This is a genomic window from Pseudomonas chlororaphis subsp. aurantiaca, from assembly GCF_013466605.1.
GTDB lineage: Bacteria > Pseudomonadota > Gammaproteobacteria > Pseudomonadales > Pseudomonadaceae > Aquipseudomonas > Aquipseudomonas chlororaphis_I.
In genome coordinates this window covers 3277202-3290246 of sequence record NZ_CP059162.1, presented here as the reverse complement: position 1 = coordinate 3290246, position 13045 = coordinate 3277202, and the positions used below count along the sequence as shown (strand labels likewise).

Annotated in this window: 12 protein-coding genes; 9 read left to right on the top strand and 3 right to left on the bottom strand. The window is 65.9% G+C overall.

Annotation, left to right across the window (positions count from 1 at the left end):
- Window positions 1-66: 66 nt before the first annotated feature.
- Window positions 67-978: a 4-hydroxyphenylacetate catabolism regulatory protein HpaA gene (gene hpaA / locus H0I86_RS15120; protein WP_180925644.1), complete on the bottom strand. Its 912-nt coding sequence runs from the start codon at window positions 976-978 to the stop codon at window positions 67-69.
- A 201-nt stretch (window positions 979-1179) separates the two neighbouring features.
- On the opposite strand from hpaA, the gene H0I86_RS15115 reads away from it, so the two are divergent.
- The 8 genes from H0I86_RS15115 (at window position 1180) to hpaI (ending at window position 8707) form a co-directional block, all read left to right on the top strand.
- Entirely contained in the window at window positions 1180-1851 is a 672-nt protein-coding gene (locus H0I86_RS15115; protein ID WP_180925643.1) for a fumarylacetoacetate hydrolase family protein, read from the top strand.
- A 9-nt stretch (window positions 1852-1860) separates the two neighbouring features.
- A complete protein-coding gene (locus tag H0I86_RS15110) occupies window positions 1861-2661 on the top strand; it encodes a fumarylacetoacetate hydrolase family protein (RefSeq protein ID WP_180925642.1) in 801 nt (266 codons plus the stop codon).
- The gene (gene hpaE / locus H0I86_RS15105) at window positions 2662-4122 is read left to right on the top strand and encodes a 5-carboxymethyl-2-hydroxymuconate semialdehyde dehydrogenase (protein ID WP_180925641.1); all 1461 of its coding nucleotides are present in this window, start codon (window positions 2662-2664) and stop codon (window positions 4120-4122) included.
- Between the two features lie 160 nt (window positions 4123-4282).
- Window positions 4283-5140, top strand: coding sequence for a 3,4-dihydroxyphenylacetate 2,3-dioxygenase (gene hpaD / locus H0I86_RS15100; RefSeq protein WP_180925640.1), 858 nt, complete (start codon window positions 4283-4285; stop codon window positions 5138-5140).
- A 77-nt stretch (window positions 5141-5217) separates the two neighbouring features.
- Window positions 5218-5607, top strand: coding sequence for a 5-carboxymethyl-2-hydroxymuconate Delta-isomerase (locus H0I86_RS15095; RefSeq protein WP_180925639.1), 390 nt, complete (start codon window positions 5218-5220; stop codon window positions 5605-5607).
- 174 nt (window positions 5608-5781) lie between these two features.
- Complete coding sequence (locus H0I86_RS15090; RefSeq protein ID WP_180925638.1) at window positions 5782-7089, top strand: MFS transporter; 1308 nt, start codon at window positions 5782-5784, stop codon at window positions 7087-7089.
- Window positions 7090-7091: 2 nt separating this feature from the next.
- Window positions 7092-7895, top strand: a complete 804-nt coding sequence (hpaH, locus tag H0I86_RS15085; protein ID WP_180925637.1) for a 2-oxo-hept-4-ene-1,7-dioate hydratase — start codon at window positions 7092-7094, stop codon at window positions 7893-7895.
- 11 nt (window positions 7896-7906) lie between these two features.
- Window positions 7907-8707, top strand: coding sequence for a 4-hydroxy-2-oxoheptanedioate aldolase (gene hpaI / locus H0I86_RS15080; protein WP_180925636.1), 801 nt, complete (start codon window positions 7907-7909; stop codon window positions 8705-8707).
- 153 nt (window positions 8708-8860) lie between these two features.
- Here the strand turns inward: hpaI and H0I86_RS15075 are convergent, their stop codons facing one another.
- Both H0I86_RS15075 and H0I86_RS15070 read right to left on the bottom strand, forming a co-directional pair.
- On the bottom strand, window positions 8861-10003 hold the full coding sequence (locus H0I86_RS15075) for a glycerate kinase (RefSeq protein WP_180925635.1): 1143 nt from the start codon (window positions 10001-10003) through the stop codon (window positions 8861-8863).
- Window positions 10004-10287: 284 nt separating this feature from the next.
- A complete protein-coding gene (locus H0I86_RS15070; protein WP_180925634.1) occupies window positions 10288-11403 on the bottom strand; it encodes a sugar diacid recognition domain-containing protein in 1116 nt (371 codons plus the stop codon).
- Window positions 11404-11647: 244 nt separating this feature from the next.
- Between H0I86_RS15070 and H0I86_RS15065 the strand changes: the two genes are divergently transcribed.
- Complete coding sequence (locus H0I86_RS15065) at window positions 11648-12958, top strand: MFS transporter (protein ID WP_180925633.1); 1311 nt, start codon at window positions 11648-11650, stop codon at window positions 12956-12958.
- The last annotated feature ends 87 nt before the right edge of the window (window positions 12959-13045 follow it).

Sequence of the window (13045 nt, the reverse complement as noted above, 5' to 3'; positions counted from 1 at the left end):
TTTCCTTGTCGGGTAAAGGCGCTGATTGTCCCATGCAGCGCCCCTGCCCTCCCAGTTTTTTTGCCTTCAGGACGAGGATTTCGCCACGCCCTGGCGCGCCCGGTATTCCCCCGGCGTCATCTTCGCGTAGCGCTGGAAGAACCGGCTGAAATACGCTGGGTCCTTGAACCCCAGCTGGTAGCAGATTTCGTTCACCGAACTGGCGGTGAACAGCAGCAGGCGCTTGGACTCCTGCATCAGCCGCTCGTACACCAGGCGCTTCGACGGCAGGTCGGCGATGCGCCGGCAGACATCGTTGAGGCGCGCCTCGGTGACGCCGATCTGCCCGGCATACCGCGACAGCGGCCAGTGCTCCAGGTATTGGGCTTCGATCAGTTGGTTGAAGCGATGGAAGATCTGCAGGTCTTCGTGACGCGCCGGGCGCGCCTTGAGGGAATTGGCCGAGAGCCTGAGCAGGCTGATCAGGATCAACCGGGTCAGGGCCTCCAGCGCCGGCGCGTGCCCAGCGCCCTGTCCGGCGACTTCCTCCTGCAACTCATCGAACAGCAACGCCAGGCGCCGCGCCTCGCCGGCGAACCCCGGGCCCAGGCGCGCCAGGGCCACGCAGGCCGGCGCTACCTGAGGGCCGCTGGCAAGGCGGCTGTCGGCTTCGATCAGCTCCCACACCAATTGCTGGCGCACGGTCAGTACGTGGCCTTCGCTGTCGGCCTCGGTGACGAAGGAATGGGCAATGGTCGGTGGCGTGAGGAAAAACATCGGCCCCGATTCCAGGTATTGCTGGTCGTCGAGGTAGACCCGCACCGCGCCGCTTTTCACGTAGTGCACCTGGAAAAACCGGTCGTGGCGGTGCACCGGCATGTTGCGGCCGAAGAACCCCGCCAGGTTGCTCAGCTTGTCGTAGTGCACCTGAGAGTCGGCGTAACGCTGGTCGTAGACCTGGCCGATGTTGATGTTGGGGATCGGCTGGCGATCGCTCATGGTGGCATGTCTCTTTTTTCGCCCGCGGCGTTTTTATTTTTACCTGCGACAAGCGCCCACATCCTGCGTGATTCGCGGCCTGTTCACCAGCACTCGGCAAACGGGTCAGGGTCGACGCTTGACGATCGTTAACATATTAAATATAACGTTAACACATTAACTAAATCACCTCGTTTCCGCGATGCTCAGGAGAAAATCACAATGAGCCGTGCACTGCATGAAGTCGCCACCGGCACCCTGTTCGGCGTCGCGCTGAACTACCAGGGTCTGTTGCGCAGCCACCTGGAATCCTTCACCCAGCCGCCCTACCAGACGCCACCGGTCAAGCCGGTGCTGTTCATCAAGACCCCCAACACGCGCAACGTCCACGGCGGCGCCGTGATCTATCCGCAGGGTGTCGAGCGCCTGCAGCCGGGCCCGGCGCTGGGCGTGGTGATCGGCAAGAGCGCCAGCCGGGTCAGCGTGGAAAACGCCCTGCAGCATGTGGCCGGCTACACCATCGTCAACGAATTCAGCCTGCCGGAAGACAGCTACTACCGCCCCGCCGTCAAGGCCAAGTGCCGCGACGGCTTCTGCGCCTTTGGTCCGGAACTGGTGCCGGCGGCCCAGGTGCGCGATCCCCATGAGCTGGAGCTGAAGCTGTGGGTCAACGGCGAACTGCTGCAACGCAACAGCACCGCCAACCTGGTGCGCGGCATTCCGCAACTGATCGCCGAAATCAGCGAGTTCATGACCCTGCACGAGGGCGACGTGCTGATCACCGGCACCCCCGAAGGCCGGGTCGACGTCAAGCCCGGTGACCGCATCGAAGTGGAGATCAGCGGCCTGGGCCGTCTCGCCAATCGCGTTGTTGCCGAAGTAGCCGCCGAATAAGGAGCCGCCATGAAACACGCCCGCATCCGTTATCAAGGCCAGGTCCACGACGTGCTGCTCAACGCACCCAACAGCGTGAAACTGGCCGATGGCCGTGTGCTCGCCGAGGATCAGGTCGAGTGGCTGCCCCCGGCCACCGGCAGCATGTTCGCCCTGGGCCTGAACTACGCCGACCACGCCGCCGAACTGGCCTTCAAGCCACCGACCGAGCCGCTGGTGTTCATCAAGTCCCCCGGCACCTACACCGGCCACAACCAGGTCACCTGGCGCCCGGACAACGTCGCCTACATGCACTATGAGTGCGAACTGGTGGCGGTGATCGGCAAGACCGCGCGCAACGTCAAGCGCGAGGACGCCCTGGACTACCTGGCCGGCTACACGCTGTGCAACGACTACGCAATCCGCGACTACCTGGAAAACTACTACCGGCCCAACCTGCGGGTGAAAAACCGCGACGCCACCACCCCGGTAGGCCCTTGGATAGTCGACGTCGCCGACGTGCCCGAGCCGAACCAGCTGAAGCTGCGCACCTGGGTCAACGGTGAGTTGCGCCAGGAAGGCTCGACCTCCGACATGATCTTCGACATCCCCTACCTGATCGAATACCTCTCCAGCTTCATGACCCTGCAACCCGGCGACATGATCGCCACCGGCACCCCCGAAGGCCTGTCCGACGTGGTGCCCGGCGATGAAGTGGTGGTGGAAGTCGAAGGCGTCGGCCGGCTGGTCAACCGCATCGTCAGCGAGGCGGAGTTCTTCAGGATCAAGGCGCAACACGACACGCAACTGGCGGCCAAGGAGCACGCATAAATGATCAAACACTGGATCAACGGCCGCGAGGTCGAAAGCCAAGACACCTTTGTCAACTACAACCCGGCCACTGGCGAAGCCATCGGTGAAGTGGCCAGCGGCGGCGCCGGGGAAATCGCCCAGGCGGTCGCGGCCGCCAAGGCAGCCTTTCCGAAATGGGCCAACACCCCGGCCAGGGAACGCGCACGCCTGATGCGCAAGCTGGGCGAGCTGATCGACCAGAACGTGCCGCAACTGGCGGAGCTGGAAACCCTCGACACCGGCCTGCCGATCCACCAGACCCGTAACGTGCTGATCCCCCGCGCCTCGCACAACTTCGACTTCTTCGCCGAGGTCTGCACCCGCATGGATGGCCACAGCTATCCGGTGGACGACCAGATGCTCAACTACACCCTGTACCAGCCGGTCGGCGTCTGCGCCCTGGTGTCGCCGTGGAACGTACCGTTCATGACCGCCACCTGGAAGACTGCGCCGTGCCTGGCGCTGGGCAACACGGCGGTGCTGAAGATGTCCGAGCTGTCACCGCTGACCGCCAACGAACTGGGGCGCCTGGCGGTCGAAGCGGGCATTCCCAATGGTGTGCTGAACATCGTCCAGGGCTACGGCGCCACCGCCGGCGATGCCCTGGTACGGCATCCGGATGTGCGGGCGATTTCCTTCACCGGTGGCACCGCCACCGGCAAGAAGATCATGCAGACCGCCGGGCTGAAAAAGTACTCCATGGAACTGGGCGGCAAATCGCCGGTGCTGATCTTCGAAGACGCCGACCTGGAGCGCGCCCTGGACGCCGCGCTGTTCACCATCTTCTCGCTCAATGGCGAGCGCTGCACCGCCGGCAGCCGGATCTTCATCCAGGAAAGCGTCTACCCACAGTTCGTCGCCGAGTTCGCCGCCCGCGCCAAGCGCCTGATTGTCGGCGATCCGACCGATCCCAAGACCCAGGTCGGCTCGATGATCACCCAGGCCCACTACGACAAGGTCACCGGCTATATCCGCATCGGCATCGAGGAAGGCGCCACCCTGCTCGCCGGTGGCCTGGAGCGTCCGGCCAACCTGCCGGCGCACCTGAGCCATGGCCAGTTCATCCAGCCGACGGTGTTCGCCGACGTCAATAACAAGATGCGCATTGCCCAGGAAGAGATCTTCGGCCCGGTGGCCTGCCTGATCCCCTTCAAGGACGAAGCCGAGGCCCTGCAACTGGCCAACGACACCGAGTACGGCCTGGCCTCCTACATCTGGACCCAGGACATCGGCAAGGCCCATCGCCTGGCCCGTGGCATCGAGGCCGGCATGGTGTTCATCAACAGCCAGAACGTGCGCGACCTGCGCCAGCCGTTCGGCGGGGTCAAGGGCTCCGGCACCGGCCGCGAAGGCGGCGAGTACAGCTTCGAGGTGTTTGCCGAGATCAAGAACATCTGTATTTCCATGGGCAGCCACCACATCCCGCGCTGGGGCGTGTAAGGTTTTTCAATCCTGTAGCCGCTGCCGCAGGCTCGGGCCGCGTTCGGACGATAAGGCTCGAAGAGCCTTCCTGCGAGCTTGAGGAGCACGCCCCCTTCGGGGTCGATCGCAGCCTGCAGCGGCTACGGGCCGAACAATAAGATGTTCCAGGAGAAGCACCATGGGCGAAGTCGTCATGGCCGCCAAGGTCTGCCACGTTCCATCGATGTACCTGTCCGAACTGCCGGGCAAGCACCACGGCTGTCGCGAAGCGGCGATCGCCGGGCACAAGGAAATCGCCCGCCGCGCCCGTGAACTGGGGGCGGACACCGCGGTGGTGTTCGACGTGCACTGGCTGGTCAACAGCGGTTACCACATCAACTGCGGCGAGCACTTCAAGGGCACCTACACCAGCAACGAACTGCCGCACTTCATCAAGAACATGGACTACGACTACAACGGTTGCCCGGCGCTGGGCGAGCTGATTGCCGCCGAAGCCAATGCCGCCGATGTGCGCACCCTCGCCCACAACATCCCCAGCCTGGAGCTGGAATACGGCACCCTGGTGCCGATGCGCTACATGCACATGGACGTACCGCCGGAGCGGCATTTCCAGGTGATCTCCATCGCCGCCTGGTGTGCCTGGCACAAGCTCGAAGACAGCTTCACCTTCGGCGCCGCGGTGCGCCGGGCCATCGAAAAGAGCGACCGCAAGGTCCTGGTGCTGGCCTCCGGCTCGCTGTCGCACCGTTTCTCCGATGACCGCGAGTCCGAAGCCAACATCCACAACTGGACCCGCGAATTCGACAAGCAGGTGGACCTGCGGGTGGTCGAGCTGTGGCAACAGGGGCGCTTCCGCGAGTTCTGCTCGATGCTCCCGGACTACGCCGAGCACTGCTTCGGCGAAGGCCGGATGCACGACACCGCCATGCTCCTGGGCCTGCTCGGCGGCCCCGAATACAACCGGCCGGCGGAGATCGTCACCGCGCCTTTCGGCAGCTCCGGCACCGGCCAGATCAACGCCATTTTCCCGCTCTAGACGTCGCGCCAGCCTCGCCAACCCAGCCCCGGATTTCCAGGGCCGGCCGCCGAAGGTTCGCCCGCAAGGAGGATCACATGCCGCACTTCATCGCCGAATACACCGACAACATCGAGCAGGCCGCCGACCTGCCAGGGCTGTTCGAGAAGGTCCACGACTACCTCGGGGCCAGCGGCGTGTTCCCGCTCGGCGGCATCCGCAGCCGCGGCGTGCGCCTGGACACCTGGCGCATGGCCGACGGCAAGCACGACTACGCCTTCGCCCACATGCGCCTGCAGGTCGGCGCCGGGCGCGACCTGGCGACAAGACGCAAGGTCGCCGAGGGCTTGTTCGAGATCATCAAGGCGCACTTCGCCGAGCTCCAGGCCCGGCGCCTGCTGGCGCTGTCGTTCGAGATGAGCGAATTGGATGCCGAGCTGAACTTCAAGCACAACAACGTGCATGAGTTTCTCAAGCGGCAATCGTGACCTGTGACCTGTGACCTGTAGCCGCTGCCGCAGTCTGCGATCGGTTTGGGCAGTACTCCAATGAAGCAGTCGTGCCCTTGAGATTGCTGGAAGCCCCTTCGGGGCTTATCGCAGCCTGCGGCAGCGGCTACAGAGTCCGTGCCCTTATCGACGAACAATAAAAGAGACCCGCCCATGCCCAGCTCGACCCTTGCCCTGCCCAGCGCCGCGGAGACCTCCGACACCTATCGGCGGATCACCTGGCGGCTGATGCCCCTGCTGTTCACCTGCTACATCTTCGCCCACCTGGACCGCATCAATATCGGCTTCGCCAAGCTGCAGATGACCCAGGACCTGGGCTTCAGCGACAGCGTCTACGGCTTCGGCGCCGGCTTGTTCTTCATCGCCTACGCGCTGTTCTGCGTGCCCAGCAACCTGGCCTTGGACCGGGTCGGGCCGCGCCGCTGGATCGCCACCCTGATGGTGGTCTGGGGCCTGCTGTCCAGCGCCATGCTGCTGGTGGACAGCGCCGCCGGCTTCTACCTGTTGCGCTTTCTGCTGGGGGTGGCCGAGGCCGGGTTTTTCCCCGGCATCCTGGTGCTGCTCAATCGCTGGTTCCCGGCCAGCCGCAGGGGCCAGGTGACCGCGCTGTTCGCCATCGCCGTGCCCATGGCCGGGGTGATCGGCGGGCCGCTGTCGGGCTGGATTCTCGAAAGTCTCCACGACCTGGGCGGGATGCGCGGCTGGCAATGGATGTTCCTGATCGAAGGCCTGCCGGTGGTCCTGCTCGGCCTGGTGGTGCTCAAGACACTGCCGGAAAGCATCGACAGCGTCGGCTGGTTGACCGCCCAGCAAAAGCAGCAATTGCACGCCGCCCTGAGCCAGGAAGAACAGCACAAGCCGATCACCCGCTTCGCCGGCATCCTCCAGGACAGACACATCTGGCTGCTGGTGTGCATCTATTTCGCGGTGATGCTGGCGGTCAACACCATCGCCTTCTGGATGCCGACCCTGATCCACAATGCCAGCATCGCCCGCGACAGCCGCGTCGGCATGCTCAGCGCCCTGCCGTACCTGGCCGGCTGCCTGTTCATGATCGGCGTCGGTCGCTCTTCCGACCGCCTGCGCGAACGGCGTTGGCACCTGAGCGTGCCGCTGCTGATGTCCAGTGTCGGCCTGATCGCCGCCGGCCTGGCCCCGGACAACGCCTGGCTGGTGATGGCCGGGCTGCTGGTGGCCGGCATGGGTGCCAGCGCCGCGCTACCAATGTTCTGGCAACTGCCGCCGGCCTTTCTCGCCAGCAACACCCAGGCCGCGGGGATCGCCCTGATCAGTTCCTTCGGCAGCATCGCCGCCTTCCTCGCGCCCTACCTGATCGGCGTGGTCCGCGACGCCACCCAGAGCGCCAGCCTCGCCCTGTATGCCCTGGCCCTGCTGATCGCCGGCGGCGCCTGGCTGGTGCTGCGGGTGCCGGCCCTTATCGTCAATCCCCAGGAGAAGTAACCATGCTCAGCCCTTCGGACATCCAGCAGACCGCCGCCCGCCTCGACGCCGCCGAACGCAACCGGGAACAGATCGCCCAGCTGTCGCTGGAGTTTCCCGGCATCACCATCGAGGACGCCTACGCCATCCAGCGCAGCTGGGTGGAACACAAGATCCGCGCCGGGCGCAAGCTGGTCGGGCACAAGATCGGCCTGACCTCACGGGCCATGCAGGTTTCGTCGAACATCAGCGAGCCGGACTTCGGCGCCCTGCTGGACGACATGTTGTTCGAGGAAGGCAGCGACATTCCCTTCCAGCGCTTTATCGTGCCGCGGGTCGAGGTGGAGCTGGCGTTCATCCTCGGCACGCCGCTCAAGGGCCCGAACTGCACGCTGTTCGATGTGCTCGATGCCACCGAGTGGGTGATCCCGGCCCTGGAGATCATCGACGCGCGCATCCAGCAGGTCGACCCGCGGACCCAGGCCACGCGCAAGGTGTTCGACACCATTTCCGACAACGCCGCCAACGCCGGGGTGGTGATGGGTGGCCGCGCGGTGCGCCCCAACGATATCGACCTGCGCAAGGTGCCGGCGGTGCTCTATCGCAACGGGGTGATCGAGGAATCCGGGGTGTCCGCCGCGGTGCTCAACCACCCGGCCAAGGGCGTAGCCTGGCTGGCCAACAGGCTGGCGGCCTACGACGTCGGCCTGGAAGCCGGGCAGATCATCCTCGGCGGCTCCTTCACCCGCCCGGTGGCCGCCCGTCCCGGCGATACCTTCCACGTCGACTACGACCCGCTCGGCAGCATCGCCTGCCGTTTTGTCTGAGGAGCACGCTCATGCAACTGCCGATCAATCATTTCAAGCAACGCCTGCGGCAGGACGCGCCGCAGATCGGCCTGTGGCTGGGCCTGGCCAATGCCTATTGCGCGGAGCTGGCGGCCAACGCCGGTTTCGACTGGCTGCTGCTGGACGGCGAACACGCGCCCAACGACCTCAACAGCCTGCTCGGCCAGTTGCAGGCCATCGCGCCCTACCCGGTGCAAGGCATCATTCGCCCGCCGGTGGGCGACACCACGCTGATCAAGCAACTGCTGGATATCGGCGCCCAGACCCTGCTGATCCCCATGGTCGAAAACGTCGAACAGGCCCGGCAGCTGGTGCGCGCCATGCGTTATCCGCCAGCGGGCATTCGTGGCGTCGGCAGCGCCCTGGCCCGGGCCTCGCGCTGGAACAGCATTCCCGGTTACCTGGACCAGGCCGATGAGCAGATGTGCCTGCTGCTGCAGATCGAGAACCTCGAAGGCCTGGCCAATCTGGATGCCATCGCTGCCCTGGACGGGGTCGATGGTTTGTTTATTGGCCCGGCCGATCTCTCGGCGGCCATGGGTCATCGCGGCAACCCGGGGCATCCCGAGGTGGTCGCGGCAATCGAAGACGCCATCGCACGGATCCGCAAGACCGGCAAGGCGGCCGGGATCCTCAGCGCCGACCGGGCATTGGCGCAGCGCTATATCGAGCTGGGGGCGAACTTCGTCGCGGTGGGAGTGGACACCACGGTGCTGATGAAGGGGTTGCAGGGGTTACTGGGACAGTACAAGGAGGTGGCGGCGCCTACCTCGGGGGGCGGGGTTTACTAACCCCTGTAGCCGCTGCCGAGCCCGCGAGGCTGCGATCGGTCGCGTAGCGGCCGCAAGGGGCCAACGCGGTTATCCAGACCCAAAGCAATCACAGGTTTTGCGCCTGCTACGCAGTCGATCGCAGCCTCGCAGGCTCGGCAGCGGCTACGGGCCTCAGCCCTGACGCGCCGCCAGACGCCAGACCCGGGCGATATCCGCGGCCCTGTCCCGCAGCAAGCGTGGCGCTTCGGCGCAGGCCTGTTCCAGGGTCATGGGGCCGGCGGCCAGGGCAAAGGCCGCATCCACGCCGTACTCATACATCTGCTCGTAGCCTTCGCCCAGAGTCCCGGCGATCACGATCACCGGCACATTGTGCTGCTTGGCGATACGCGCCACGCCAAAGGGGGTCTTGCCGCGCAGGGTCTGGGCGTCGAAGCGACCTTCGCCGGTAATCACCAGGTCCGCGCCCTGCACGGCCTCGGCCAGCCCCACCAGCTCCGCCACCACTTCCACCCCCGGACGAAACCGCGCGCCGAGGAACGCCTTGGCGGCGAACCCCAGGCCGCCGGCGGCGCCGCTGCCCGACTCGTCGCGCACATCCTTGCCCAGCACACGCGCGGCCTGGTCGGCGAACTGGCCGAGGGCGCGGTCCAGCTGTTCGACCTGCTGTGGCGACGCACCCTTTTGCGGGCCGAAAATCGCCGAGGCGCCGTGGGGGCCGCACAGCGGGTTGTCGACGTCGGCGGCGATCTCGAAACGCACCTCGGCCAGCCGTGGGTCAAGGTGGCTCAGGTCGACCCGCGCCACTCGCGCCAGGGCCAGGCCGCCCAGAGGCAGAGCCTGGCCATCGCCATCCAGCAGGCGCACACCCAGTGCCTGCAAGGCACCGCTGCCGGCGTCGTTGGTGGCGCTGCCGCCGATGGCCAGGATCACCCGCCGCGCGCCGGCATCCAGGGCCGCGCGGATCAACTCGCCGGTGCCGAAGGTGCTGCTGGTGCAGGCATCGCGCTGGCCCGGCGGCACCAGTTGCAGGCCACTGGCCTCGGCCATTTCGATGATCGCGGTCTGGCTCTGCGGCAGCCAGCCCCAGCGCGCGTCCACCGGTGCCCCCAGCGGCCCCTGGACCCGGGTGGTACGCAACTGGCCCTCGCAGGCATCGAGGATCGATTCCACGGTGCCCTCGCCGCCGTCCGCCATCGGACGCTGGATCAGCTGCGCGTGCGGCCACACCCGCGCCAGCCCGTCGGCGATGGCGCTGGCCACGCCAGAGGCACTCAGGCTGTCCTTGAAGGAGTCGGGGGCGATGATGATTTTCATGGGCTATCTCCGGTTCTTATGGCGCCCATGCTGCCAGTTGGCTACGACCTTGACCCCGGTCGGCTGCACAAGTGTGGGGCGGCTTTATTGTTCATTTCTACAAGCTAGTCCAGCCCATGGAGCCCGATGTAGCCGCTGGCGCAGCCTGCGCTCGGTCTGGGCGGCATTCCGACGTAGCGGCCGTAAAACCGGGTAACGCGGTGGGTCGGGTTGATTGCATGCGCCGACTTCGCAGCCGATCGCTGCCTCGCAAGCTCGGCAGCGGCTACAGGTACTGCGGGGGATTACTCGCTGCTCTGCGGCAACAACTGCACCCCCAGGTACAGCGCCAGCATGCCGTCGAGCTTGAGCGGGTCGACGCCGCTGAGTTCGGCGATGCGCTCCATGCGGTAGCGCAGGCTGTTGCGGTGGATGCCCAGGGCGTCGGCGCAGGCCTGGCTCTGGCCGTCGTGGTCGCACCAGCTGCGCAGGGTCGCCAGCAGCTGGCCATTGCTGTCCTTGGCGATGACCTTGCGCAAGGGGCTGAGCAACTCGTCCAGGGCATCGTCATTGCGGTGGCGCCAAAGCATCACCGGCAGACGGAAGCGATTGAGGGTCAGCAAGCGCGAATGGGGCAGCACGTCGCGGCCATAGGCGAGCAAGTCGCCGACCCGCCGGTAGCAGCGGCGCAGCCCCGCCAGCCCGTCGGCCTGGCCGCCCACGGCGATGCGCAGGATGTTCCAGCCCAGGCTGTCGAGCTTTTCCAGCAGCCGCGGGTTGTCGACGCTCAGGGTCGCCGGCCGGCACCACAGCAACGAGGACTTGGCCGAGCTGACGCACCAGCTGTCCGGGTAACGCGACATCAGCCAGGCGCTCAGGGCCTCGACGGTCTGCCCCGCCCCTTGCTCCGGACCCAGCTCGAACAGGTAAGGCGTGCGCGGCAGCTGCGGCTTGAGCCCCATCTGTTGCGCCTCGTCCATCAGCCGCGGCGAATCCCCGCTGTCGCTGAGCAGCAGCGCCAGCAAGTCGTCGCAACGCTGGCGGCGCCATTGCTGTTCGGCCTGCTGGTGACGCTGGCCCACCAGCATCTCGGCGGTCATGCGCACCAGCTCGGCATAGGTGCGCAACAGTTCCGGCTCGCCGGTGATACCCAGCACGCCGATCAACCGCTGGTCGTGCAGCAACGGCAGGTTGATCCCCGGTTGCACGCCCTTGAGGTGCTTGGCGGTCTGCGCGTCGATCTCCACCACCCGGCCGTTGGCCAGCACCAGCTGTGCGCCTTCGTGACGGGTGTTGATGCGCTCGGGCTCGCCGCTGCCAAGGATCAGGCCCTGGCTGTCCATGACGTTGACGTTGTAGGGCAGGATGGCCATCGTCCGGTCGACGATATCCTGCGCCAGGTCGTGATCCAGTTCGAACATAGCGGCGTGATCCTAGGCTCTCTACGAAAAGTGGCTGCACGCTGGGCGCCTTCGGCGCTACGCGGGCCATGCTGCGTTAAAAACAGGCTCGGGTGCGATGGCGCAGGCTTGTTCACCGGCACAGGGGATGCCGGCAAACCCTGTGCGCCGGCACAAAGACAGCAGCCCATGGGGTGACCGAGACTCTCGGGGCGATCAACGTTAACCTCGCATCGCAAAAAATCATAATAAAGAGAGACACGCCATGTCACAGAGCGCCGCTGCCACCCTGGCCACCGATGACGATAAAAATGCCGTCTACAAGCGCATCACCCTGCGCCTGATCCCCTTCATCTTCATCTGCTACCTGTTCAACTACCTCGACCGGGTGAACGTCGGCTTTGCCAAGCTGCAGATGCTCGATGCCCTGAAATTCAGCGAAACCGTCTACGGCCTCGGTGCCGGGATCTTCTTCATCGGCTACGTGCTGTGCGGCGTGCCGAGCAACCTGGCGCTGAACAAGTTCGGCCCGCGGCGCTGGATCGCGCTGATGATGATCACCTGGGGCACACTGTCGACCTGCCTGCTGTTCGTCACCACCCCGACCCAGTTCTACACCCTGCGCCTGTTCACCGGCGCCGCCGAGGCCGGCTTCTTCCCCGGCGTGGTGCTGTACCTCTCGCAGTGGTTCCCGAGCTTCCGCCGCGGCCGCATCATGGCCCTGTTCATGTCGGCGATCCCGGTGTCCGGCCTGCTCGGCAGCCCGTTCTCCGGCTGGATCCTCAACCACTTCGCCGCGGGCCAGGGCGGCATGGCCGGCTGGCAGTGGATGTTCCTGCTGCAGGGCATCCCTACCGTGATCCTCGGCGCCCTGGCGTACTTCCTGCTCAATGACAATTTCGCCCACGCCAAGTGGCTGAGCCCGCAGGAACGCGCGCTGCTGGAAGCCGACCAGGCCGAAGACGCCGCGCGCAAGCCGCGGACCACCGGCGACTCCCTGGCGGCGGTGTTCAAGAACCCGGCCATCTGGGCCTTCGGCCTGATCTACTTCTGCATCCAGAGCGGCGTGTACGCCATCAACTTCTGGCTGCCGTCGATCATCAAGAACCTCGGTTTCAGCGACAACCTGGTGATCGGCTGGCTCAGCGCCATTCCGTATCTGCTGGCAGCGCTGTTCATGCTGATGGTCGGTCGCTCGGCCGACCTGCGCCAGGAACGCCGCTGGCACCTGGTGGTACCTATGCTGATGGGCGCCATCGGCTTGCTGATCGCGGTCAACTTCGCCGCCAACCCGACCATCGCCATCCTCGGCCTGACCCTCGCCACCATGGGCGCCCTCACCGGCCTGCCGATGTTCTGGCCGGTGCCGACCGCGCTGCTGAGCGCCGGCGCCGCCGCGGGTGGCCTGGCGCTGATCAACTCCATGGGCCAGATGGCCGGTTTCCTCAGCCCCTACATCGTCGGCTGGGTCAAAGACAGCACCGGCTCCACCGATGCCGCGCTGTACCTGCTGGCCGGTGTCATCGTCGCCGGCAGCCTGCTGGCCCTGCGCATGACCCGCGCGCTGAAACGCTGAATCACGCCTCCGAGCCTGCCACCGGGCCTGCCCTCTGGCGGGCCCGGCTTCCCGGGACAAACCGCGGTTTGTCACCGCCTCGCTACA

Excerpts from the sequence above, each read along its gene's own strand:
- hpaA (WP_180925644.1), bottom strand. The coding sequence starts at position 978 with ATGAGCGATCGCCAGCCGATCCCCAACATCAACATCGGCCAGGTCTAC.
- H0I86_RS15115 (WP_180925643.1), top strand. The coding sequence starts at position 1,180 with ATGAGCCGTGCACTGCATGAAGTCGCCACCGGCACCCTGTTCGGCGTC.
- H0I86_RS15110 (WP_180925642.1), top strand. The coding sequence starts at position 1,861 with ATGAAACACGCCCGCATCCGTTATCAAGGCCAGGTCCACGACGTGCTG.
- hpaE (WP_180925641.1), top strand. The coding sequence starts at position 2,662 with ATGATCAAACACTGGATCAACGGCCGCGAGGTCGAAAGCCAAGACACC.
- hpaD (WP_180925640.1), top strand. The coding sequence starts at position 4,283 with ATGGGCGAAGTCGTCATGGCCGCCAAGGTCTGCCACGTTCCATCGATG.
- H0I86_RS15095 (WP_180925639.1), top strand. The coding sequence starts at position 5,218 with ATGCCGCACTTCATCGCCGAATACACCGACAACATCGAGCAGGCCGCC.
- H0I86_RS15090 (WP_180925638.1), top strand. The coding sequence starts at position 5,782 with ATGCCCAGCTCGACCCTTGCCCTGCCCAGCGCCGCGGAGACCTCCGAC.
- hpaH (WP_180925637.1), top strand. The coding sequence starts at position 7,092 with ATGCTCAGCCCTTCGGACATCCAGCAGACCGCCGCCCGCCTCGACGCC.
- hpaI (WP_180925636.1), top strand. The coding sequence starts at position 7,907 with ATGCAACTGCCGATCAATCATTTCAAGCAACGCCTGCGGCAGGACGCG.
- H0I86_RS15075 (WP_180925635.1), bottom strand. The coding sequence starts at position 10,003 with ATGAAAATCATCATCGCCCCCGACTCCTTCAAGGACAGCCTGAGTGCC.
- H0I86_RS15070 (WP_180925634.1), bottom strand. The coding sequence starts at position 11,403 with ATGTTCGAACTGGATCACGACCTGGCGCAGGATATCGTCGACCGGACG.
- H0I86_RS15065 (WP_180925633.1), top strand. The coding sequence starts at position 11,648 with ATGTCACAGAGCGCCGCTGCCACCCTGGCCACCGATGACGATAAAAAT.